Origin of the sequence: Vibrio sp. Of7-15, assembly GCF_022347565.1 — a bacterium.
GTDB lineage: Bacteria > Pseudomonadota > Gammaproteobacteria > Enterobacterales > Vibrionaceae > NORP241.
In genome coordinates, this window is record NZ_JAKRGH010000022.1 from 1 (window position 1) to 23,331 (window position 23,331).

Below are 23,331 nucleotides of genomic sequence, written 5' to 3' on the forward strand. Positions count from 1 at the left end.
GAAGTATACGTACTTTCAAAAGATGAAGGTGGTCGTCACACTCCATTCTTCAAAGGCTACCGTCCACAGTTCTACTTCCGTACAACTGACGTAACTGGTGATATCTCTCTACCAGAAGGCGTTGAAATGGTAATGCCAGGCGACAACATCCAAATGGAAGTAAGTTTAATTGCTCCAATCGCAATGGATGAAGGTCTACGTTTCGCTATCCGTGAAGGTGGCCGTACTGTAGGCGCTGGTGTTGTTGCTAAGATCATTGAATAATGATTTGACGAGACACTAGTAAAAAGGGCATCATTTGATGCCCTTTTTCTGCACTAAATTCCGTACTTGGCTGTTTTATAGGCAAAGTACAGTCTGCATAGCAGAAATGATTTCTAAATAACTATTTGAAATCAATATGTTAAGAGTACATTGTTAATCTTAACTCGTAGGCCCTGCAACGGCGGGGTTATTGTCGTCTATATTTAAGACTTATCACAGGTTGGTTTTATGAAAGCAAATGCTGAAACTCCTGATAGCTCAAACGCAGCAGACATGTTTAAGTGGTTGCTTGTTATTGTGCTATTAGCTGCAGCTGTTGTAGGTAATTACCTGTTAGGTGAAATGTCTGTTGTATTGCGAGCTGCAGGTGTTGTTGTACTGATCGCTGCTGCTGGTGGTATTGCCGCTTTTACTGCAAAAGGTAAAGCTGCCATTACGTTTGCGCGTGAATCTCGAATGGAAGTTCGTAAGGTTGTATGGCCGACACGTCAGGAAACAATGCAAACAACTTTTATCGTACTAGCTGTTACTGTAATCATGGCATTGGTGCTATGGGGCATTGATGGTGTTATGGTTCGTCTAGTTCGCCTAGTTACTGGGGTATGAGGTAATTATCCATGAGCGAAGCTCCAAAAAAACGTTGGTATGTAGTGCAAGCATTCTCTGGCTTTGAAGGTCGAGTTGCTCAATCTCTACGTGAACATATCAAAATGCACAGCATGGAAGAGTTTTTCGGTGAGGTACTTGTACCAACAGAAGAAGTCGTTGAAATGCGTGCTGGCCAGCGCCGCAAAAGTGAGCGCAAATTTTTCCCAGGCTACGTTCTTGTTCAAATGACAATGAACGATGAGTCTTGGCACTTGGTACGTAGTATACCGCGTGTAATGGGCTTCATTGGTGGTACCTCTGATCGTCCAGCTCCAATTTCAGACAAAGAAGCAGATGCTATCTTGAACCGTTTAGAGCAGGCAAGTGAAGCGCCTCGTCCTAAGACGTTGTTTGAAGCTGGTGAAGTTGTTCGTGTTACTGAAGGCCCATTCGCGGACTTCAACGGTACTGTTGAAGAAGTTGACTATGAGAAGAGTCGCTTGAAAGTATCGGTTTCTATCTTTGGCCGTGCTACTCCAGTTGAACTGGAATTTGGTCAAGTAGAAAAGAACTGATCAAAAACTCGCCAAATATGGTTGTCAAAGGCGTGAAATTGGAATACAATTTCGCGCCTTTTTGTTAACGGGGAGCTTATTTTCATAGAATAAGCGTTAGAACCCAAGTATTAGGAAATATCATGGCTAAGAAAGTTGAAGCTTATATCAAGCTGCAAGTTGCAGCGGGTATGGCAAACCCAAGTCCACCAGTTGGTCCTGCTCTAGGTCAACACGGTGTGAACATCATGGAATTCTGTAAAGCGTTCAACGCAAAAACAGAATCTGTTGAGAAAGGTCTACCAATCCCAGTTGTTATCTCTGTATACAACGACCGCTCTTTCACATTCGTAACTAAGACTCCACCTGCTGCTGTTCTTCTTAAGAAAGCTGCTGGCGTTAAGTCTGGTTCTGGTCGTCCAAACACTGAGAAAGTAGGTACTGTAACTGACGCTCAACTGCAAGAAATTGCTGAGACTAAAGCTGCAGACATGACTGGTGCAGACATTGAAGCTATGAAGCGCTCAATTGCTGGTACTGCTCGTTCAATGGGCCTAGTGGTAGAGGGTTAAGATCATGGCAAAACTGACTAAGCGCATGCGCGTTATTCGCGAAAAAGTTGACGTAACTAAAGATTACGAAATCAACGAAGCTGTTGCTCTTCTTAAAGAACTAGCTACTGCTAAATTTACTGAAAGTGTTGACGTTGCTGTTAACCTTGGTATCGATGCACGTAAATCAGATCAAAACGTTCGTGGTGCAACTGTACTACCACACGGTACTGGTCGTGAAATCCGTGTAGCTGTATTTACTCAAGGTGCAAACGCTGAAGCTGCAAAAGCTGCTGGCGCTGACCTAGTAGGTATGGACGATCTTGCTGAGCAAGTTAAGAAAGGCGAAATGAACTTCGACGTTGTTGTTGCTTCTCCAGATGCAATGCGCGTTGTAGGTCAGCTAGGTACTATTCTTGGTCCTCGCGGTCTAATGCCAAACCCTAAAGTTGGTACTGTAACTCCTAACGTTGCTGAAGCTGTTAAGAATGCTAAAGCTGGTCAGGTTCGTTACCGTAACGACAAAAACGGCATCATTCACACTACTATCGGTAAAGTGAGCTTTGATGCTAACCAACTACAAGAGAACTTAGAAGCTCTTCTAGTTGCTCTTAAGAAAGCTAAGCCTTCTTCAGCGAAGGGTACTTTCCTTAAGAAAGTAAGCATCTCTACTACTATGGGTGCTGGCGTTACAGTTGATCAGAATACTCTGGACACTAACGCAAACTAATTTGCAAAGGCGTGAGATTTGTGTATAATTTTGCGCCTATCAAATTTTATGGTTGGGGCTACAAGATACTTCGTTATCTAAGGTAGTTTCCGTCCAAGACCGTAGGCGTCCTTAGGGGCTTAATAAAACCTGCGTAGACGGTGCCCGAACTGAACAACTGGTTTTTTATTAAATTGGTTTTCTGGGAATGCACCGTAATTACTCTCCTGCAATATGGCAGTGAGTGGTGTAATAACAACCAGAGGTTAATCCAAATGGCTTTAAATCTTCAAGACAAAAAAGCAATTGTTGCTGAAGTCAACGAAGCAGCCAGTGGTGCACTTTCTGCAGTTGTAGCTGACTCTCGTGGCGTTACTGTTGGCGCAATGACTTCTCTACGTAAACAAGCTCGTGAAGCTGGTGTTTACATGAAAGTTGTTCGTAACACATTAGCACGCCGTGCAGTAGAAGGTACTGAGTATGAGTGTCTAACTGACACTTTCACTGGTCCTAGTCTACTTGCGTTCTCTAACGAGCACCCAGGTGCTGCAGCGCGTCTTTTCAAAGACTTCGCTAAAGAGAACAAAGATTTCGAGATCAAAGCTGCTGCATTCGAAGGCGCAGTTACTGATGCTGAAGTACTAGCGACACTACCAACTTACGACGAAGCAATTGCACGCCTAATGATGTGCATGAAAGAAGCTTCAGCTGGCAAGCTGGTACGTACTATCGCTGCTGTTCGCGACCAAAAAGAAGAAGCTGCTTAATTAGCGCACTTCATTGGTTGCAAAATAAACTAATTGTTGACTTAAAAGAGAATTGTTATGTCTATTACTAACGAGCAAATCCTAGACGCAGTTGCAGAAATGTCTGTAATGCAAGTTGTTGAGCTTATCGAAGCTATGGAAGAGAAATTCGGTGTTTCTGCTGCTGCTGCAGTAGTTGCAGGTGGCGCAGCTGGCGGCGACGCTGCTGAAGAGCAAACTGAATTCGACGTAATCCTAACTGCTGTTGGCGGTAACAAAGTTTCTGTTATCAAAGCAGTACGTGGCGCAACTGGCCTAGGTCTTAAAGAAGCTAAAGGTCTTGTAGACGGTGCTCCAGCACCTCTAAAAGAAGCTGTTTCTAAAGAAGAAGCAGAAGCTCTTAAAGCTCAGCTAGAAGAAGCTGGTGCTTCTGTTGAAGTTAAGTAATTTATACTTAATTTCTTAGCCTTTATAGGCTAATGGCTGGTGGTTTATTAACCACCGGCCTTTTTGCGCTGTAGAGTGTCGGTGTTTTTCACACTGTTTAGTCCACCACACTTTAAGCAAAAAAACATCAACTGTCATCTTCAGGTGATGTTCCTACAGTAAACAGTGTTATTAGTCACTGTCCCAAAGTTGGACAGTTCGGGTCACTTATCAGCGAGCTGAGGAACCCTATGGTTTACTCTTATACCGAGAAAAAGCGCATCCGTAAGGATTTTGGTAAGCGTCCACAAGTGTTGGACATACCATACTTGCTTTCGATCCAACTTGATTCATTCAAGAAATTTATCGAGCAAGATCCAGAAGGGCAATACGGTCTTGAAGCTGCCTTTCGTTCTGTTTTCCCAATTCAGAGCTACAATGGCAATTCCGAGCTGCAATACGTTAGCTATCGTCTCGGTGAGCCAGTATTCGATGTTAAAGAATGTCAAATTCGTGGCGTAACTTATTCTGCACCACTACGCGTTAAACTACGTTTAGTAATGTTTGATAAAGACGCACCGGCTGGTACCGTAAAAGACATTAAAGAACAAGAAGTCTACATGGGTGAAATGCCACTCATGACAGACAATGGTACCTTTGTAATCAATGGTACTGAGAGGGTTATCGTATCCCAGCTGCACCGAAGCCCAGGCGTCTTCTTCGACAGCGATAAGGGTAAAACCCACTCATCAGGGAAAGTGTTATATAACGCACGCGTTATCCCTTACCGCGGTTCATGGTTAGATTTCGAATTCGATCCGAAAGATAACCTATTTGTACGTATCGACCGTCGTCGTAAACTGCCTGCATCTATCATTCTTCGTGCGTTGAATAAAACCACTGAAGAAATTTTGGATCTATTCTTCGAAAAAGTAACTTTTGAAGTTAAAGACCAAACATTAATGATGGAGCTGATTCCTGATCGTCTACGTGGTGAAACTGCGACATTCGACATTGAATCTAACGGTAAAGTATACGTTGAAGCTGGTCGTCGTATTACTGCTCGTCACATCCGTCAACTGACTAAAGATGATGTTAAACACATCGAAGCGCCAGTTGATTACATCGTGGGCAAAGTATCTGCTCGTGATTATGTGAACGAAGCTACTGGCGAACTAATCGTTACTGCGAACCAAGAATTAAGCCTAGAATCTCTTGCGAACCTGTCTCAAGCAGGCCACAAGAAGATCGAAGTGCTATTCACTAATGACTTAGACCACGGTCCATACATGTCTGACACTTTACGTGTTGACAGTACTGTTGATCGCATCTCTGCATTGGTTGAAATCTATCGCATGATGCGCCCAGGCGAGCCACCAACAAAAGAAGCAGCAGAAGCACTATTTGAAAGCTTGTTCTTCTCAGAAGATCGTTATGATCTATCTGCTGTTGGTCGTATGAAGTTCAATAGCTCTATCGCACGCGATGAATCTACCGGTGCTGGTACGCTTGATGAAAGCGACATCATCGAAGTAATGCGTAAGCTAATTGGCATTCGTAACGGTATTGGTGAAGTCGATGATATCGATCACCTTGGTAACCGTCGTATTCGTTCTGTGGGCGAAATGGCTGAAAACCAATTCCGTGTTGGTCTAGTTCGTGTTGAGCGTGCAGTTAAAGAACGTCTAAGCTTAGGCGATCTTGATGCAATCATGCCTCAAGACTTAATTAATGCTAAGCCTATTTCTGCGGCAGTAAAAGAGTTCTTTGGCTCTTCTCAGCTGTCTCAGTTTATGGACCAGAACAACCCACTGTCAGAAGTTACTCACAAACGTCGTATCTCGGCGCTTGGTCCAGGTGGTCTGACTCGTGAGCGTGCTGGCTTCGAAGTACGTGACGTACACGCGACTCACTACGGTCGTCTATGTCCTATCGAAACGCCGGAAGGTCCAAACATCGGTCTTATCAACTCATTGTCTGCTTTTGCACAATGTAATGATTATGGCTTCCTAGAAACACCTTACCGTCGTGTTATCGATGGCAAAGTAACTGACGAAGTTGATTACTTATCTGCGATTGAAGAAGGTCAATACGTTATTGCGCAGGCGAATGCCTCGTTAAACGAAGACCGTAGCTTCAGTGATGAGTTAGTAACAGCACGTCAAAAAGGTGATTCAGGTCTTCACCCACGTGATCACGTTCAATATATGGACGTTGCAACCAACCAAGTTGTATCGGTAGCGGCATCTTTGATCCCGTTCCTAGAGCACGATGATGCAAACCGTGCATTGATGGGTGCGAACATGCAACGTCAGGCAGTTCCAACTTTAAAAGCTGATAAGCCTTTAGTTGGTACTGGTATTGAGCGTAATGTAGCGGTTGACTCAGGTGTAACTGCTGTAGCTAAACGTAGCGGTACTGTTCAATCGGTAGACGCATCTCGTATCGTAGTTAAAGTAAATGAAGATGAGCTGATCCCAGGTGAAGCGGGCATCGACATCTACAACTTAACTAAGTACACGCGTTCTAACCAGAACACATGTATCAACCAGCGCCCAACTGTATTACCAGGTGAGCCAGTAGCTCGTGGTGATGTTCTTGCTGATGGTCCTTCAACAGACCTTGGTGAGCTAGCGCTTGGTCAGAACATGCGTATCGCGTTCATGCCTTGGAACGGTTATAACTTCGAGGATTCAATCCTTGTATCTGAGCGTGTAGTTCAGGAAGACCGTTTCACAACGATTCACATCCAAGAGCTATCATGTGTTGCACGTGATACTAAACTGGGTAGTGAAGAAATCACTGCAGATATCCCTAACGTGGGTGAAGCAGCGCTTTCTAAGCTTGACGAATCTGGTGTGGTTTACATCGGCGCAGAAGTTAAAGGTGGCGACATCTTAGTAGGTAAAGTGACACCTAAAGGTGAAACTCAGCTTACTCCTGAAGAAAAACTTCTACGTGCAATCTTCGGTGAAAAAGCGTCTGACGTTAAAGACTCTTCACTACGTGTTCCTAACAGTGTTTCTGGTACGATCATTGACGTACAAGTATTCACTCGTGATGGCGTAGAAAAAGACAAGCGTGCGCTAGAAATCGAAGCGATGCAGCTAAAAGAAGCGAAGAAAGACATCACTGAAGAATTCCAGATTCTTGAGGGTGGCCTATTTGCTCGTGTTCGTTCACTACTGCTATCTGCAGGTTACAGTGAAGACAAGCTAAATTCGATTGATCGTAAGAAGCTACTTGAACTGACTCTAGACGATGAAGCTCAACAAAATCAGCTAGAACAACTGGCTGAGCAATATGATGAGCTAAAAGCTGAATTCGATAAGAAGTTCGAAACTAAGCGTCGTAAGATCACTCAAGGTGATGATTTAGCACCTGGTGTTCTTAAGATTGTTAAGGTTTACTTAGCGGTTAAGCGTCGTATCCAGCCTGGTGATAAGATGGCGGGTCGTCACGGTAACAAAGGTGTAATCTCTAAGATTAACCCTGTTGAAGATATGCCGTATGACGAAACGGGTCGTCCAGTCGATATCGTACTGAACCCACTGGGTGTACCATCGCGTATGAACATCGGTCAGATCCTTGAAACTCACATGGGTCTAGCTGCACGCGGTATCGGTGACAAGATCAACCAAATGCTGAAAGAACAGCAGGAGCTTCATAAGTTCCGCAACTTCTTACAGAAGGTTTATGATCTAGGTGATACACGTCAGCATATCGACATCGCTAAGCTAACAGACGATGAAGTTCGTACGTTGATTCAGAACCTTCGTGGCGGTCTACCAATTGCGACTCCAGTATTTGATGGTGCTCCTGAAGTATCGATCAAAGAACTGCTTAAACTTGCGGATCTACCAGAATCTGGTCAGCTACGCTTGTTTGATGGTCGTACAGGTGACGAGTTTGAGCGTCCTGTAACTGTAGGTTACATGTACATGCTGAAACTGAACCACTTAGTTGATGACAAGATGCACGCACGTTCAACTGGTTCTTACAGCCTAGTAACTCAGCAACCACTTGGTGGTAAAGCTCAGTTCGGTGGTCAGCGTTTCGGTGAGATGGAAGTATGGGCACTTGAAGCATACGGTGCTGCATATACTCTACAAGAAATGCTAACAGTTAAGTCAGATGACGTGAATGGCCGTACTAAGATGTATAAGAACATCGTAGATGGCGATCATCGTATGGAACCTGGTATGCCAGAATCGTTCAACGTATTGTTGAAAGAGATCCGCTCACTAGGTATCAACATCGAGCTAGAAGACGAATAATTTCAGTTTACTGAATTATCCGGTTAGAACATGAGGCGCTCAGCCTGAGCGCCTTTTCAGGTATCTCCTTACAGGAGCCGAATGTGAAAGACTTATTAAAGTTTCTGAAAGCACAGCATAAGACTGAAGAATTTGATGCAATCAAAATCGGTCTAGCGTCACCAGACATGATCCGTTCATGGTCTTTTGGTGAAGTTAAAAAGCCAGAAACAATCAACTACCGTACCTTTAAGCCAGAACGTGACGGCCTTTTCTGTGCACGTATTTTTGGTCCAGTTAAAGATTACGAGTGTCTTTGTGGCAAATACAAACGCCTAAAGCACCGTGGTGTTATCTGTGAAAAATGTGGCGTAGAAGTAACGCAAACTAAAGTTCGTCGTGATCGTATGGGTCATATCGAGCTTGCTTCTCCAGTTGCCCACATCTGGTTCCTGAAGTCACTGCCATCTCGTATCGGTCTGTTAATGGACATGCCGCTACGTGACATCGAGCGTGTACTTTACTTCGAATCTTACGTAGTAATCGAACCAGGCATGACCAACCTTGAGCGTAGCCAAATGCTGACTGAAGAGCAGTATCTTGACGCGCTTGAAGAATGGGGCGATGAGTTCGACGCTAAGATGGGTGCTGAAGCCGTTAAAGCTTTGCTGGCCAATATGGACCTGCAAAACGAAATGGAGCTAATGCGCGAAGAGTTAGAAACCACTAATTCTGAAACTAAGCGTAAGAAAATCACTAAGCGTTTGAAATTGGTAGAAGCGTTTGTTCAATCTGGTAACAACCCAGAGTGGATGATCCTAACTGTATTACCAGTTCTTCCGCCAGATCTTCGTCCTCTAGTACCACTAGATGGCGGTCGTTTTGCAACGTCAGATCTGAATGACTTATATCGTCGTGTGATCAACCGTAACAACCGTTTGAAGCGTCTTCTAGACCTAGCTGCACCAGACATTATCGTACGTAACGAAAAGCGTATGTTACAAGAGTCTGTTGATGCACTTCTTGATAACGGTCGTCGTGGTCGTGCGATCACAGGTTCGAACAAGCGTCCTCTGAAATCTCTTGCTGATATGATCAAGGGTAAACAAGGTCGTTTCCGTCAGAACCTTCTAGGTAAACGTGTAGACTACTCTGGTCGTTCTGTAATCACAGTAGGTCCATACCTTCGTCTACATCAGTGTGGTCTTCCTAAGAAGATGGCACTTGAGCTATTTAAACCGTTTATCTACAGCAAGCTAGAAACTCGTGGTCTTGCAACTACGATTAAAGCTGCTAAGAAAATGGTAGAGCGTGAAGAAGCTATCGTTTGGGATATCCTAGACGAAGTAATCCGCGAACACCCAGTACTATTGAACCGTGCACCAACACTTCACCGTCTTGGTATCCAGGCGTTCGAACCAGTACTTATCGAAGGTAAAGCAATTCAGCTTCACCCACTAGTGTGTGCGGCATACAACGCCGACTTCGATGGTGACCAAATGGCGGTACACGTACCTCTAACTCTGGAAGCACAGTTAGAAGCACGTACATTAATGATGTCTACTAACAACATCCTGTCTCCTGCGTCCGGTGATCCTATCATCGTACCTTCTCAGGACGTTGTATTGGGTCTGTACTACATGACCCGTGAAAAAATTAACGCGAAAGGCGAAGGCATGTACCTTGCCGATACGCGTGAAGCTGAAAAAGCATACCGTACGAAGAGCGCAGAGCTTCATGCTCGTGTAAAAGTTCGTATTACTGAAGTAATTCGTGACGAAGACGGTAACGAAACCAGCGAAACTAAGCTAATCGATACGACGGTTGGTCGTGCGATGCTATGGAACATCGTACCTAACGGCTTACCATACAGCTTGGTAAACCAAAAACTAGGTAAGAAGCAAATCTCTATGCTTCTGAACGAGTGTTACCGTAAGCTTGGTCTTAAAGACACTGTTATCTTCGCTGACCAAATCATGTACACAGGTTTTGCCTACGCTGCACTTTCTGGTGTGTCTGTTGGTATCGATGACATGGTGGTTCCTGATGCTAAGTACACGAAAGTGTCGGATGCAGAAGAAGAAGTTGCACAAATTCAGGCACAGTTCCAGTCTGGTCTTGTGACTGCTGGTGAGCGTTATAACAAAGTTATCGATATCTGGGCAGCAACGAACGATCAAGTTGCTAAAGAGATGATGGATAACCTATCTTCTGAAACTGTTATTAACCGTGACGGTGAAGAAGAACAACAAGAATCATTTAACAGCGTTTACATGATGGCCGACTCCGGTGCTCGTGGTTCTGCTGCGCAGATTCGTCAGCTAGCTGGTATGCGTGGTCTGATGGCGAAACCGGATGGTTCTATCATCGAAACACCGATCACGGCGAACTTCCGTGAAGGTCTAAACGTTAACCAATACTTCATCTCAACGCACGGTGCTCGTAAGGGTCTTGCGGATACGGCACTGAAAACAGCGAACTCGGGTTACCTAACTCGTCGTCTTGTTGACGTTGCTCAGGATGTAGTAGTTCACCTTGATGATTGTGGTACACACGCTGGTGTGACTATGATCCCTCTAATCGAAGGTGGTGACGTTAAAGAACCTCTACACGAACGTGTTCTTGGTCGTGTGGTTGCTGAAGATGTACTTAAGCCTGGTACTGAAGAAGTTCTTCTTCCTCGTAACACGCTTCTTGATGAGAAGTGGTGTGAGATTGTTGAAGAAAACTCCGTTGACCTAATTAAAGTACGTTCTGTGGTTAGTTGTGAAGCTGACTTCGGTTGTTGTGCGAAGTGTTACGGTCGTGATCTGGCTCGTGGTCACATGGTTAACCAAGGTGAGTCAGTGGGTGTTATCGCTGCTCAGTCAATCGGTGAGCCGGGTACACAGCTTACGATGCGTACGTTCCACATCGGTGGTGCTGCATCGACAGCCGCTGCTGAGAACAGCATCCAAGTTAAGACTACAGGTACTGTGAAACTTCACAATGCTAAGTACGTTACTAATAGCGAAGGTAAGTTGATCATTACTTCTCGTGCGTCTGAAATGACCATCATTGATGAGTTTGGCCGTACGAAAGAAAGCTACAAACTACCTTACGGTGCTATCTTATCGAAAGCTGACAATGATGCAGTAACGGTTGGTGATGTAATCGCTAACTGGGATCCGCATACAATGCCTATCATCACTGAGGTGGAAGGTCAGGTTCAGTTCGTTGATATGATCGATGGTGTAACTGTTACGACTCAAACTGATGAACTAACAGGTCTGTCTTCAATCGTTGTTCTTGATGCTGCTGAGCGTGCGAGTGCAGGTAAAGACATGCGTCCAACCGTTAAACTGGTTGATGCAAACGGCAACGATATCATGATTCCTGGTACGGAAATGCCAGCACAATACTTCTTACCTGGTCGAGCGATTGTACAGCTTACCGATGGTAATGCAGTAGGTGTGGGTGAAACTCTTGCACGTATCCCGCAAGCGTCTAGCCGTACTAAAGATATCACCGGTGGTCTACCTCGCGTAGCCGACCTATTCGAAGCTCGTAAGCCTAAAGAGCCTGCGATTCTTGCTGAAATTAGCGGTGCAATTTCGTTTGGTAAAGAAACGAAAGGTAAGCGTCGTCTAGTTATCACTCCATCTGAGGGTGAAGCGTACGAAGAAATGATTCCTAAGTGGCGTCAATTGAACGTATTCGAAGGCGAGAAAGTTGAGAAGGGTGATGTAATCGCCGATGGTCCAGAAACTCCTCATGATATTCTACGCCTACGTGGTATCCACGCAGTAACAGAATACATCGTGAACGAGGTTCAGGAAGTTTACCGCTTACAGGGCGTTAAGATTAACGATAAGCACATTGAAACTATCGTTCGTCAAATGCTACGTAAGTGTACGATTACGCATTCTGGTGATTCTGAGTTCCTACCTGGTGAGCAGTTAGAGTTTGCGAACGTAACAATTGCAAACCGTAAGCTAGAAGCTGAAGGTAAAGAGCCAGCTCGCTTCGAACGTGACCTATTAGGTATCACGAAAGCGTCTCTTGCTACAGAGTCATTCATCTCTGCTGCATCGTTCCAAGAAACGACTCGCGTACTAACGGAAGCTGCGGTTTCTGGTAAGCGTGACGAGTTACGTGGTCTGAAAGAGAACGTGATTGTTGGTCGTCTGATCCCAGCTGGTACTGGTTTCGCATACCACCAAGAGCGTCAGAAGCAACGTGCTGCTGAGCTTGAGCCAGAACTAGCACCACAAGTAGACGCCGAGCAAGCATCTCAAGATCTTGCTGCGCTACTGAACGCAGGTCTGTCTTCAGAAGACTAATCGCTTCATAAGTTAATAGAAAAGGCACCCAATAGGGTGCCTTTTTTGTATCTATCAGATGGAAAGCGTATATAGTATTTGAGAAAAATAAGGCATAGAGGTAGACCATCAGAACGGATGTAAGCGTGGTAGCCTTTTAGGTTGATTGCTTATTTATCACTGAGTTTGATAACCAGGAGGGCATTTTCAGATACGTAACAGCCCCTAACCACAAAAATAAGTGGCTAGAAGCAATGTCCCGTTAGTGTTCTACGCGCCGGGTGGGTGCGCGAGCGTATCACCAATCAATTGGATTAAGTTGTCTTCAAAAGCAAAACGGACCTCAATAAGCTCGCCTAGTGAAGAGAGATCAGAGTCAAGATCCGTCAATAAATTTTCTTCATCGACATTGGCGTACTTATCGGTGAAGTTAAGCGCGGGATCGGTTGTTTGAACAATTAATGAATAAGCTTGGGATATTTCCTGTGTTGGGGAATACCCTGTTGAATCCCATTTTTGCATTACCATATCATAAACTTTGAAGTGTCCTTCAGAGATATAATCGACGAGCTGTTGGCAAAAATGTTGTAATTCTTTTGGTGATGGTAACTGATGTGTAGCAGTGTCAAAAGGTGGTAATCCAGCGAGTTTGCAATACTCTACGAGTAAAGGTTGACGTGTTGACAGCCAGTGATCAATAACATCACTTGTGCCACCCCATTGTTCTTGTACTTGTTTGAATTTTGTAAGCATGACCATGCCCTCATGATCTGACAGCCAAAACCACAATGGTTATTTGGCAGTTGTCACTCCCTGATCTAGGGAACCATAATTTAGAATTAACATTCTGTTATCAAGTTTAGATTGCCAGTAAATTGGCTTACCTGCAAGGATAGAGGCAACATAGATGTTGAAAAATAATGAAATAGTGTATTGGTGTGTAGTGGATGGATCCGCTTTATGGTTAGAAGAAGGCTTATTACCATTGGGCTCCGCAGAAGAATTTTCATTTCCGGTAGAGCAAGCCGTTATTATTGGAAAGTATAAAGATCACGCTGTCGCTTGGCTGAATGACGATGCGATTGAAAATACCATAGCATATTCTTCTTTGCGTGAATTACTAACAGCAGAGCGGGCATTATTCGACTTAGCCAGTAAAGCCGTCCAGTTTGGCATTATGTCTCAGACCTTTCGTTTTTGCCCACAGTGTGGGGGCCGGAACAACTTAAATCATAATCAGTTGGCGATGCAGTGTCATGAGTGCCGTACCCTACATTACCCCCGTATCTCCCCCTGTATTATTGTTGCCGTGCGTAAAGGTGATCAGATTTTATTGGCTCAGCATCCTCGTCACCGTAATGGGTTATATACAGTGATTGCGGGGTTTGTTGAAGTAGGAGAAACACTAGAGCAATGTGTGCATAGAGAAGTGAAAGAAGAAACCGGCATTGATATAAGTAATGTGCGTTATTTTGGGAGTCAACCTTGGGCTTTTCCTTCTAATCTGATGGCGGGGTTTATCGCTGAGTATGCTGGTGGAGAACTCAAGCCTGATTATAGTGAACTGTCTGATGCACAATGGTTTAGCAAAGATGAGCTGCCGTTGCTGGCTCCGGAAGGCACGATCGCCAGAGAGTTGATTAAGTCTACATTGGGTTTAGAAACGGACAGATAAAAAAAACCCTCCGTAGGGGGGAGGGATAAGTAAGATGTCGTTATGAGATTCCGAACTGACTTAAGTGAGTTCGGTTATTATAATTTTCGCTAGCGAAGCAGTTTGTATCACGCACATTCGAGTGAAGCAATTTTGCACAACAAAATGTTTTATTAAATATGATCTAGGTTACAAAGGTGATCTTTTGTTGTGGTTGAAGGGTGGTACAATAAGCGCAAATTTTTTGGGGATGAATTATGACTGAATTGAAAAACGATCGTTATTTACGTGCGTTATTAAAAGAGCCGGTAGATCACACACCAGTATGGATGATGCGACAAGCAGGTCGCTACCTACCTGAGTATCGTGAAACTCGTAGTGTTGCCGGCGATTTTATGTCTCTATGTAAAAACGCAGAGTTGGCATCGGAAGTTACGCTCCAGCCACTACGTCGATTCCCTCTTGATGCGGCTATCTTATTCTCAGATATCTTAACGATTCCTGATGCAATGGGACTAGGTCTGTACTTTGAAGCAGGTGAAGGCCCTAAATTTGAGCGCCCTATTACTTGTAAAGCGGATGTTGAGAAGATCGGTTTGCCAGATCCTGAAGGTGAGCTGCAATATGTAATGAACGCAGTTCGCCAGATCCGTAAAGATCTAAAAGGCGAAGTACCACTGATCGGTTTCTCTGGTAGCCCGTGGACATTAGCCACGTACATGGTTGAAGGTGGCAGCTCAAAAGCGTTCACTAAGATCAAAAAGATGATGTACGCTGAGCCACAAACACTGCACCTACTTTTAGATAAGTTAGCTGATAGCGTTATTGAATATTTGAACGCCCAGATCAAAGCGGGCGCACAATCTGTAATGGTATTTGATACGTGGGGCGGTGTATTAACACCTCGTGATTACAATGAGTTCTCACTGCGTTACATGCATAAGATTGTTGATGGCTTGATTCGTGAAAATGAAGGCCGTCGTGTGCCTGTTACGCTATTTACCAAAAATGGTGGCATGTGGTTAGAGCAAATCGCAGCGACAGGTTGTGATGCGGTTGGTCTTGATTGGACAATTAATATTGCAGATGCGAAAAAGCGTGTTGGTGATAAAGTGGCTCTACAAGGCAACATGGATCCATCAATGCTTTATGCTCAGCCAGAGCGTATTCGTCAGGAAGTAGCAACGATCTTAGAAGGTTTTGGTGAAGGTACAGGTCATGTCTTTAATCTTGGCCATGGTATTCACTTAGACGTACCGCCAGAAAATGCTGGTGTGTTTGTGGATGCTGTGCACGAGCTGTCTAAGCCATATCATAAGTAAGCCTTTTTCTTACGCTGAACATTCAGCGTATTGAATAACGAAATCATAAAGCCCATACACAGTGATGTATGGGCTTTTTTTTATCTGTTACTTTCCAAATGCTGGTGGACATAATCTCGAATGTACGGCACCGCTTCTTGCTCAAACCATGGATTCTTTTTAAGCCACAGTGTATTGCGTGGTGATGGGTGGGGGATGGGAATATAGCGAGGTGCCCATTGTCGCCAAGCCTTAACGGTTTCGGTTAATGTTTTGGGTTTGTCTTTAAGGTAATAGTTTTGCGCATACTGGCCAATCAAGAGTGTCATTCCGATACTGGGTAGCTGAGATAAAATAGGCTGATGCCATAATGGCGCACACTCTTTACGTGGTGGAAGATCCCCACTTTTTCCTTTGCCTGGATAGCACAGCCCCATAGGAACAATAGCAATGCTGTTGGGATCATAAAAATCGACAGGATCGAGATCTAGCCAGCGACGAAGGCGATCTCCGCTGGGATCATTCCAAGGAATGCCGCTGTGGTGTACTTTTGTGCCCGGTGCTTGCCCTATGATCAACAGTTTTGCAGAGCTTGCGGCTTGAATCACTGGATTAGCGCCAAGTGGTAAGTTCGATTCACAATGACGACATTGTCGTATTTGGGCTAAAAGTGTGTCGAGTTCGGGTGATGACATCTAGTAGCCTTTGTCAAAATCAATGATATTTCGTAGGTTAAAGCCGTCTCGCCAGCGTAAGTAGTTTTCTTTAAATATTTCAAAAACCTGCTCTGGAAAGCTTACTGCCGCAATATGGGGGGTAACGGTGATTTTTGGGTGGTGCCAATAGGGGTGTTGTTGATCTAAAGGCTCGGATGGGAACACGTCTAAAAAGGCGTGGCTGAGGGAGCCTATCTCTAATGCCGCTAACAAGCCGGATTGTTCAACTACTTCACCGCGTCCCACACTGAATAGTAATGCGTGTTGACAATGACATAAGGTATTTTGATCCAACAAGTTAATGGTTTGCTCGGTTTTGGGTAAGGTGGAGACCACAATATCAGCCATGCTGAGCGCTTGTTTTAATTCCGCTAGATGAAATACTTGGTGGAATTGTGAATCTCGTGGGGGAATGCCTGTGCGGTTGACGCCGTAAATGGTTAATCCTAGTGCTTTACAGCTGTGCGCTAAGTGGCTACCAATCGATCCTGTACCTAGGATCACGATGGTTTTATCGAGTAGGGATTGGTACGGCTTCGGTGACCAGCAGGCGTTTTTTTGTTGTTCATGATAATGGCTGAAGTGGCGTGAATAGCTGATGGTGTACCCTAAAACGTATTCGGAGATTTGTTGGCCAAAGATCCCTCGGACATTCGTAAGCTGGTAATCTTGGCGAAGCTCTGGGGTGGTGAGTGAATCAACGCCAGCAAACGTGGACTGTAACCAGTCTAGGTTTGTGAGACTAGGAAGGTGAGAGGTCACGAGTGGTGGATCGGCAAGCACAATCTCTGCTTGGGCTGGATCGGACGCGATCTCGATATCAGGCAGTTGTGCTTGTTGAAGTAGCTGGTGGTAGGTTTTTTCTTCCCTCGATAAGATCAACAATTTGTTCATAAGCTTCCTTTTGTACTGACTGGTTATCAAGTAAACTTCTACTGTCTATTTTTATTGTGCAGAAGCATTTATGTTACAGAATCCGATTCAAGTGCGCCTTGAGAAGTTTGAGCCATGGCAGCAAATTACGTTTATGGCTTGCCTATGTGAGCGTATGTACCCTAATTATGCGCTATTTTGTGAAAACACCGAGTTTGCCGACCCAAGACCATATCGAGTTATTTTAGATAGTATCTGGGAATTATTGACGGTTAAGACGGCAAAAATTAATTTTGAACGTCAACTAGAAAAACTTGAAGATCTTATTCCTGTTGCCGAAGAAGATGATATTTATCTTGTTTATCCGGCAATTGATGCTTGTGTTGCTCTCTCGACATTGCTGCATGCATTATTAGATCGTGACATTCTTTTCGAATCTATGCTGAAAATCAGTCAGCAGTCGGTGGCGACTGTTGTGCAGCTAGAGGAAGCTCAAACGGGCACTGAAATTACAAACGACAACCAAAAAGAATGTGAAGCTGTATGTGCAGAGTGGGATGTACAGTGGGCTATTTTCCGTCCGTTACGTGATGCGGAAGGTCGAGACATTGAATTAATTAAAGATTTGCGTGTTGAATTACGTGAGGATCTGGTGAGTAACATCGGTATCGAATTGTCTCATTAATTCCATACAATAAAGGGCCCATACAGGCCCTTTATTTTTATCAGAGAAATGATGGCAGATTAATCTTTGCTTTCAATCACACCATGTTGTTTTTTCCACTCCTCCCAGCGTTGGTAAGCCAATTGCTGCATGTCGGTTGTTTTATCTGCCTCATCAACAATCTCTTCGCCAAGTAAGTGTTCAAAAATGTCTTCTAAGGTGATCAAACCTTGTACGGAGCCGTATTCGTCCACAACCAAAGCCAGTTGAGCTAGATTCTGCATGAGCTGCTCAAACGCATAAGGCAAGCTTACCGTATTCATGACAACAGGAATTGGACGCATCAAAGTCCCCAGCTGTTGCTGGCCTCTGCCTTCATGTTGAGCGGCAAACAATTCTAAACGATGAACAAAACCGATGATGTTGTCTTTTTGCTCACTGTAAATCAATGGGCGAGAAAAAGGCGTATCTTGATAGTCAGATAAAAACTCCGACACACTCTGTTCGGCATCGGCACGGAAAAGTACCGTTCTTGGTGTCATTGCTTTGGTGACTTGCACATCTTGAAAATGCAGTAAGTTGCTTAGCATTTTAGATTCACCTTCGGCAAATTCACCAGACTCTTTGGCAAGCAGTGCCATTGCTGAAATTTCATCACGCAGTTTTGGTGTGCTTTGGCCACGAGCTAAACGTTTTGTGATCTGTTCTGACACCCACACAAACGGTGTTAATGCCCACACCATCCAGCGTAGAACCGTAGCTGCCATTGGAGCCAGTTCTCGCCAGTAGGTCGCACCAATGGTTTTTGGCACAATTTCAGAAAGCAATAAAATACCTAAGGTTAAAAGAGCAGAGAAAAGCCCCAACCACTGATTACCAAAAACTTGTGCAGCCTGGGCCCCTGCACCTGCGGCACCGATGGTATGAGCGATGGTATTTAGCGTTAAGATAGAAGCTAGGGGACGATCAATATCTTCTTTTAGCTTGGCTAATTTTTCAGCCGCTGGGTGCTGTTTTTGTCTCATCTGAGCCAAATAACTTGGGGTAATACTTAATAAAATGGCTTCCAGCACCGAGCAAATGAAAGATACACCAATGGAAAGGCTGATGTATATGGTAAGTAAGATCATATATTTTGCTTATTTTTAGAGTTTAACACTGTCTATAAATTGGTCTTTTTAGTGGTGATTACAATAGGAGTAGCAGATGAATAAGTAACATTTTGTGAACTATCGCTCAATTTGTGGTTAAAGAGCCCGCAAGTAGACACAAGAACGACGACAAACCTTTGCCAGACGGGCTTCTTTTGAATTAGAGTGACCGCGTCTTAAAGAAAAAACAAGAAGGGAAACCTAATGAACAAGACCCAGTTAATCGACCTTATCGCTGAAAAAGCTGATCTATCAAAAGTACAAGCGAAAGCGGCTTTAGAAGCGACTCTTGACGGTGTGACTACTACCCTGAAAGAAGGCGATCAAGTTCAGCTGATTGGTTTTGGTACTTTCAAAGTAAACCACCGTGCTGCTCGTACAGGCCGTAACCCAAAAACTGGTGATGAAATCCAAATCGCAGCAGCTAACGTACCTGCATTTGTTGCCGGTAAAGCACTGAAAGATGCTGTAAAATAATCTATACTCCGCCGAGTAACCTTACTCGGCGGTATTTTTATGAAGCGTCTCTTTTCTTCTCTTATTCTCTCTTTAGCTTTAATCGGCTGTTCTTCCTCTTCAGTGAATAACCCTAATATTGCACAAGATGTTCATTTATCTGGTGGGCAAGCAATGGGTGACGCAACCAGTTTGTACTGGTATACCAAAAAAATTCAAATACCTAAGTCTGCGGGGGATTATGTCACCACTGGGGATTACGGTTGGTATAAAACGGACTATCGCTGGGAAGAGGGGGTGTTACGTGAAGTGATCCGTCAAGGAGAGACCCTCAAACAATATCAAGGCGGCTTAAAACCTTTTTCTACTCACATTCGTTATAACGGGGCTGGCGAAGCGGTATATCAGCAGTATCGTTTAGATGGTCGAGTGTTACCCTTAAGCGCAACCCAGCTAGCTCAGTATGCAGAGGAAGCCCTGCATTTGATTGATGTGTTGGAAGAGCAAGATAAAAAAGGTTTGTCGTTGTATCAAGGCGAGTGGGATGGTGAAACATTTGAAACTTGCCAGGATGAAGACTTTGAGCGGTTGGCATTTAATCAGAGTTTACCGAGTTTTGTGGTATCGCGTTTATCGTCAGTCGACAGCTTTATTGGCTTTATTGGCTCAAGTCAAAACGGTGAATTGAGTGTTTCTCAGATTTTATTGTTAGCAGATGACAGCTTCGATTGCATTGAACGGCCTGAACTGATTGAAGAGTAAGTACTGTGTGTTTGAAATGTGGGTATTGTAATTAGATTAAAGATAGGAAAAAGGCACTTCGATGACAAAGTGCCTTTTGATTAGTGCCGACTGACGTTGTTCGTTTTAATTATTTGTTTTCTTCGCGCTCAATCGCTCTGTAACCGATGTCATTGCGATGGAACATACCATTCCAGCTAATCTTCTTAGTTAACTCATAAGCTCGCTGTTGAGCTTCTGAGACGCTGTTTCCAAGGGCTGTTGCACATAGAACACGACCGCCATTTGTCACCACTTCGCCAGCTTCGTTATTCGCTGTACCAGCGTGGAAGATCTTTTGGCCTTCAACATCGCCTGCTGGCAGTGAAATTACATCACCTTTTGCGTAGTCAGCAGGGTATCCGCCAGCCGCTAGAACAACCCCAATAGAGGCTCGTGGGTCCCACTTAGATTCAGCTTGGTCTAGCTTTTCATCGATAGCCATTAGACATAGTTCAACTAGATCGGATTCCATGCGCATCATGATAGGTTGCGTTTCTGGATCGCCAAAACGGCAGTTGTATTCGATCACTTTTGGGGTGCCGTCTGCCATGATCATTAAGCCTGCGTATAGGAAACCTGTGTATGGGGAGCCTTCTGCATCCATGCCACGTACCGTTGGGTAGATAACTTCTTCAAGAATACGTTCGTGGATTTCAGGTGTCACGACAGGAGCTGGGGAATAAGCACCCATACCACCTGTGTTAGGGCCAGTGTCTTTGTCGCCAACGCGTTTGTGGTCTTGGCTGGTGGCCATAGGCAGTACATTCTCACCATCCACCATAACAATGAAGCTGGCTTCTTCACCGTCGAGGAACTCTTCGATGACGACTCGGCTGCCTGCTTCACCAAATGCGTTGCCAGCAAGCATGTCTTTGATCGCGTCTTCGGCTTCGGCTAGAGTCATTGCAACGATCACGCCTTTACCTGCGGCTAGGCCATCGGCTTTTACTACGATTGGTGCACCTTGTTCACGAACATAAGCCAGTGCAGGTTCAATTTCGGTGAAGTTTGCGTAAGACGCGGTTGGAATGTGATGTCGAGCTAGGAAATCTTTCGTGAACGCTTTAGAGCCTTCTAGCTGTGCTGCGGCCTGAGTTGGACCAAAGATTGGTAAACCTGCTTCACGGAAAGCATCTACAACGCCAATCACAAGCGGTGCTTCAGGGCCAACAATGGTTAGCTCGATGTTTTTTTCTTGTGCAAAGGCAACCAGTTCTGAGATGCTTTCAACACCGATGTTGATGTTTTCAAGTTTAGGCTCAAGTGCTGTCCCAGCATTACCAGGTGCAACAAACACTGTTTCAACATTTGGGTTTTGTGCTGCTTTCCAACCTAAAGCGTGCTCACGACCGCCAGCACCAATAATTAAAACTCGCATTGTTAAATCCTTAATCTCAAATATCTAAATATTCAGAAAATTAATAATCAGTTTGCTCAAAGTAGTTAGTGCTTACGTCATTCAACTATTCGAGGTCTCTTTAAATTAGTGGGAGCGCTAACAAGGCGACAAGCGAGCTTATCCCTATGAGCATAGCTCGCTATGTGATTAGGGTAAGCGAGCGTAGTCAACGCAGTTACCGCCCCAATGATGACAAGAGAATTAGTGACGGAAGTGACGCATTCCGGTAAAGATCATCGCCATGCCGTGCTCGTCTGCTGCTGCGATAACTTCGTCATCACGCATAGAGCCGCCCGGTTGGATAACACATTTGATGCCCGCTTCTGCCGCCGCGTCGATACCGTCACGGAATGGGAAGAACGCATCTGATGCCATTACACAGCCTTCAACTTGTAGACCTTCGTCTGCTGCTTTGATACCAGCGATTTTCGCAGAGTAAACACGGCTCATTTGGCCAGCGCCTACACCGATAGTCATGTCGCCTTTCGAGTAAACGATCGCGTTAGATTTCACGTACTTCGCTACTTTCCAGCAGAATAGGGCATCTTTTAGCTCTTCAGCGGTAGGTTGGCGCTTAGAAACCACTTTAAGGTCGTCTTGAGATACCATGCCTTGGTCACGGTCTTGAACCAGTAGGCCACCGTTAACGCGCTTCACGTCAAAGCCAGTCGTCTTCGTTGTCCACTCACCACACTCAAGTAGGCGAAGGTTTTTCTTAGTCGCTACGATTTCTACTGCTTCAGCAGAAACAGAAGGCGCGATGATAACTTCAACGAATTGACGCTCAGTGATAGCGGTAGCTGTTGCAGCGTCTAGTTCGCGGTTGAATGCGATGATGCCGCCAAATGCAGACGTTGGGTCTGTTTTGAATGCACGGTCGTAAGCTTCTAGGATATTTTCACCTAGTGCTACACCACATGGGTTAGCGTGCTTAACGATCACACATGCTGGCTCATCGAACTCTTTCACACACTCAAGTGCTGCATCGGTGTCAGCGATGTTGTTGTAAGAAAGGGCTTTACCTTGGATTTGGCGAGCTGTAGAAACTGATGCTTCTTCAGGGTTTGCCTCAACGTAGAATGCTGCTGATTGGTGGCTGTTCTCACCGTAGCGCATGTCTTGTTTTTTCTCGAACTGTTGGTTGAACGTGCGAGGGAATTTGCTCTTGTTTTCAGGAGAAGGTTCATCACCTTCCTTGTTCTCACCGTAAGATGGAACCATAGTGCCGAAGTAGTTAGCGATCATGCCGTCGTAAGAAGCTGTATGTTCGAATGCTGCAATAGCTAGGTCGAAGCGCGTCTCTAGTGTTAGAGATTTCTCGTTCGCGTCCATTTCAGCGATAACGCGGTCGTAGTCGTGAGCGTTAACAACGATAGTGACGTCTTTGTGGTTTTTCGCTGCAGAGCGAACCATTGTTGGACCACCGATGTCGATGTTCTCAACGGCATCAGCAAGGGTGCAGCCTTCTTTAGCAACGGTTTCTGCGAATGGGTATAGGTTTACAACAACCATATCGATAGGGTTGATACCGTGAGTTTCCATCACGTCATCGTCTTGGCCGCGACGGCCTAGAACACCACCGTGAACTTTTGGATGCAGAGTCTTAACACGGCCGTCCATCATTTCTGGGAAACCAGTGTAGTCAGATACTTCTGTAACAGAGATGCCTTTTTCAGCAAGCAGGCGAGCAGTACCACCAGTAGATAGAATGTCTACACCACGAGCAGCCAGAGCTTCAGCAAATTCTACAATGCCAGTTTTATCAGATACGCTAATTAGCGCACGACGGATTGGACGAGCGTTATTCATTGCTACCATTTTCCTCAAATTCAAAGGGTATAAAGGATATTTGCCAAAAATGAACTTGTTCTTACTCGTGATGTAAGAGATTGGCCAGTTTTGGCAAAGACCCTAGGTAGTTTTAACCACTACCTTTCTT

The 23,331-nt window shown here is 44.8% G+C and carries 19 protein-coding genes and 1 pseudogene; 14 read left to right on the plus strand and 6 right to left on the minus strand.

Annotated features, from left to right (window positions below; genetic code table 11):
* The 9 genes and pseudogenes from MHO82_RS18915 to rpoC all read left to right on the plus strand — a co-directional run.
* Positions 1–264 (plus strand): annotated as a pseudogene (locus MHO82_RS18915) (elongation factor Tu); the annotation flags it as partial.
* Positions 265–492: 228 nt separating this feature from the next.
* Positions 493–870, plus strand: coding sequence for a preprotein translocase subunit SecE (gene secE, locus MHO82_RS18920; RefSeq protein WP_239186387.1), 378 nt, complete (start codon positions 493–495; stop codon positions 868–870).
* Between the two features lie 11 nt (positions 871–881).
* Positions 882–1,427: a transcription termination/antitermination protein NusG gene (gene nusG, locus MHO82_RS18925; protein WP_239186389.1), complete on the plus strand. Its 546-nt coding sequence runs from the start codon at positions 882–884 to the stop codon at positions 1,425–1,427.
* A gap of 122 nt (positions 1,428–1,549) precedes the next feature.
* The gene (gene rplK, locus MHO82_RS18930; protein WP_017026547.1) at positions 1,550–1,978 is read left to right on the plus strand and encodes a 50S ribosomal protein L11; all 429 of its coding nucleotides are present in this window, start codon (positions 1,550–1,552) and stop codon (positions 1,976–1,978) included.
* Positions 1,979–1,982: 4 nt separating this feature from the next.
* Positions 1,983–2,687: a 50S ribosomal protein L1 gene (gene rplA, locus MHO82_RS18935; protein WP_239186391.1), complete on the plus strand. Its 705-nt coding sequence runs from the start codon at positions 1,983–1,985 to the stop codon at positions 2,685–2,687.
* A 254-nt stretch (positions 2,688–2,941) separates the two neighbouring features.
* Positions 2,942–3,433 carry a 50S ribosomal protein L10 gene (gene rplJ, locus MHO82_RS18940; RefSeq protein ID WP_239186394.1) on the plus strand — a complete coding sequence of 164 codons (492 nt, stop codon included), beginning with the start codon at positions 2,942–2,944 and terminating at the stop codon, positions 3,431–3,433.
* Between the two features lie 57 nt (positions 3,434–3,490).
* Entirely contained in the window at positions 3,491–3,859 is a 369-nt protein-coding gene (gene rplL, locus MHO82_RS18945; protein WP_239186396.1) for a 50S ribosomal protein L7/L12, read from the plus strand.
* A 230-nt stretch (positions 3,860–4,089) separates the two neighbouring features.
* Complete coding sequence (gene rpoB / locus MHO82_RS18950) at positions 4,090–8,115, plus strand: DNA-directed RNA polymerase subunit beta (protein WP_239186398.1); 4,026 nt, start codon at positions 4,090–4,092, stop codon at positions 8,113–8,115.
* A gap of 83 nt (positions 8,116–8,198) precedes the next feature.
* A complete protein-coding gene (gene rpoC, locus MHO82_RS18955) occupies positions 8,199–12,416 on the plus strand; it encodes a DNA-directed RNA polymerase subunit beta' (protein ID WP_239186400.1) in 4,218 nt (1,405 codons plus the stop codon).
* A gap of 249 nt (positions 12,417–12,665) precedes the next feature.
* On the opposite strand, the gene rsd is transcribed toward rpoC, so the two are convergent.
* Positions 12,666–13,154, minus strand: a complete 489-nt coding sequence (gene rsd, locus MHO82_RS18960; protein WP_239186402.1) for a sigma D regulator — start codon at positions 13,152–13,154, stop codon at positions 12,666–12,668.
* Between the two features lie 148 nt (positions 13,155–13,302).
* Between rsd and nudC the strand changes: the two genes are divergently transcribed.
* Both nudC and hemE read left to right on the plus strand, forming a co-directional pair.
* A complete protein-coding gene (gene nudC / locus MHO82_RS18965) occupies positions 13,303–14,070 on the plus strand; it encodes an NAD(+) diphosphatase (RefSeq protein ID WP_239186404.1) in 768 nt (255 codons plus the stop codon).
* Positions 14,071–14,306: 236 nt separating this feature from the next.
* Positions 14,307–15,371, plus strand: coding sequence for a uroporphyrinogen decarboxylase (gene hemE / locus MHO82_RS18970; RefSeq protein ID WP_239186406.1), 1,065 nt, complete (start codon positions 14,307–14,309; stop codon positions 15,369–15,371).
* 80 nt (positions 15,372–15,451) lie between these two features.
* Here the strand turns inward: hemE and MHO82_RS18975 are convergent, their stop codons facing one another.
* On the minus strand, positions 15,452–16,045 hold the full coding sequence (locus MHO82_RS18975; protein ID WP_239186408.1) for a uracil-DNA glycosylase family protein: 594 nt from the start codon (positions 16,043–16,045) through the stop codon (positions 15,452–15,454).
* Entirely contained in the window at positions 16,046–16,960 is a 915-nt protein-coding gene (locus MHO82_RS18980) for a D-2-hydroxyacid dehydrogenase (RefSeq protein WP_239186410.1), read from the minus strand.
* Positions 16,961–17,030: 70 nt separating this feature from the next.
* On the opposite strand from MHO82_RS18980, the gene MHO82_RS18985 reads away from it, so the two are divergent.
* Entirely contained in the window at positions 17,031–17,624 is a 594-nt protein-coding gene (locus MHO82_RS18985) for a DUF416 family protein (RefSeq protein WP_239186412.1), read from the plus strand.
* A gap of 59 nt (positions 17,625–17,683) precedes the next feature.
* Here MHO82_RS18985 and MHO82_RS18990 read toward each other — a convergent pair whose 3' ends face one another.
* Positions 17,684–18,733, minus strand: coding sequence for a hemolysin family protein (locus MHO82_RS18990; protein ID WP_239186414.1), 1,050 nt, complete (start codon positions 18,731–18,733; stop codon positions 17,684–17,686).
* 225 nt (positions 18,734–18,958) lie between these two features.
* Here MHO82_RS18990 and hupA point away from each other — a divergent pair, with 225 nt between their 5' ends.
* Both hupA and MHO82_RS19000 read left to right on the plus strand, forming a co-directional pair.
* Entirely contained in the window at positions 18,959–19,231 is a 273-nt protein-coding gene (gene hupA / locus MHO82_RS18995) for a nucleoid-associated protein HU-alpha (RefSeq protein WP_239186416.1), read from the plus strand.
* Between the two features lie 39 nt (positions 19,232–19,270).
* Positions 19,271–19,972: a DUF1481 domain-containing protein gene (locus MHO82_RS19000; protein WP_239186418.1), complete on the plus strand. Its 702-nt coding sequence runs from the start codon at positions 19,271–19,273 to the stop codon at positions 19,970–19,972.
* Between the two features lie 109 nt (positions 19,973–20,081).
* Here the strand turns inward: MHO82_RS19000 and purD are convergent, their stop codons facing one another.
* Both purD and purH read right to left on the minus strand, forming a co-directional pair.
* Positions 20,082–21,371, minus strand: coding sequence for a phosphoribosylamine--glycine ligase (gene purD, locus MHO82_RS19005; RefSeq protein WP_239186420.1), 1,290 nt, complete (start codon positions 21,369–21,371; stop codon positions 20,082–20,084).
* 222 nt (positions 21,372–21,593) lie between these two features.
* Positions 21,594–23,201: a bifunctional phosphoribosylaminoimidazolecarboxamide formyltransferase/IMP cyclohydrolase gene (purH, locus tag MHO82_RS19010; RefSeq protein ID WP_239186422.1), complete on the minus strand. Its 1,608-nt coding sequence runs from the start codon at positions 23,199–23,201 to the stop codon at positions 21,594–21,596.
* Positions 23,202–23,331 lie beyond the last annotated feature (130 nt).

Coding starts and splice junctions, on each gene's coding strand:
- secE (WP_239186387.1), top strand. CDS start 493: ATGAAAGCAAATGCTGAAACTCCTGATAGCTCAAACGCAGCAGACATG.
- nusG (WP_239186389.1), top strand. CDS start 882: ATGAGCGAAGCTCCAAAAAAACGTTGGTATGTAGTGCAAGCATTCTCT.
- rplK (WP_017026547.1), top strand. CDS start 1,550: ATGGCTAAGAAAGTTGAAGCTTATATCAAGCTGCAAGTTGCAGCGGGT.
- rplA (WP_239186391.1), top strand. CDS start 1,983: ATGGCAAAACTGACTAAGCGCATGCGCGTTATTCGCGAAAAAGTTGAC.
- rplJ (WP_239186394.1), top strand. CDS start 2,942: ATGGCTTTAAATCTTCAAGACAAAAAAGCAATTGTTGCTGAAGTCAAC.
- rplL (WP_239186396.1), top strand. CDS start 3,491: ATGTCTATTACTAACGAGCAAATCCTAGACGCAGTTGCAGAAATGTCT.
- rpoB (WP_239186398.1), top strand. CDS start 4,090: ATGGTTTACTCTTATACCGAGAAAAAGCGCATCCGTAAGGATTTTGGT.
- rsd (WP_239186402.1), bottom strand. CDS start 13,154: ATGGTCATGCTTACAAAATTCAAACAAGTACAAGAACAATGGGGTGGC.
- nudC (WP_239186404.1), top strand. CDS start 13,303: ATGTTGAAAAATAATGAAATAGTGTATTGGTGTGTAGTGGATGGATCC.
- hemE (WP_239186406.1), top strand. CDS start 14,307: ATGACTGAATTGAAAAACGATCGTTATTTACGTGCGTTATTAAAAGAG.
- MHO82_RS18975 (WP_239186408.1), bottom strand. CDS start 16,045: ATGTCATCACCCGAACTCGACACACTTTTAGCCCAAATACGACAATGT.
- MHO82_RS18980 (WP_239186410.1), bottom strand. CDS start 16,960: ATGAACAAATTGTTGATCTTATCGAGGGAAGAAAAAACCTACCACCAG.
- MHO82_RS18985 (WP_239186412.1), top strand. CDS start 17,031: ATGTTACAGAATCCGATTCAAGTGCGCCTTGAGAAGTTTGAGCCATGG.
- MHO82_RS18990 (WP_239186414.1), bottom strand. CDS start 18,733: ATGATCTTACTTACCATATACATCAGCCTTTCCATTGGTGTATCTTTC.
- hupA (WP_239186416.1), top strand. CDS start 18,959: ATGAACAAGACCCAGTTAATCGACCTTATCGCTGAAAAAGCTGATCTA.
- MHO82_RS19000 (WP_239186418.1), top strand. CDS start 19,271: ATGAAGCGTCTCTTTTCTTCTCTTATTCTCTCTTTAGCTTTAATCGGC.
- purD (WP_239186420.1), bottom strand. CDS start 21,371: ATGCGAGTTTTAATTATTGGTGCTGGCGGTCGTGAGCACGCTTTAGGT.
- purH (WP_239186422.1), bottom strand. CDS start 23,201: ATGAATAACGCTCGTCCAATCCGTCGTGCGCTAATTAGCGTATCTGAT.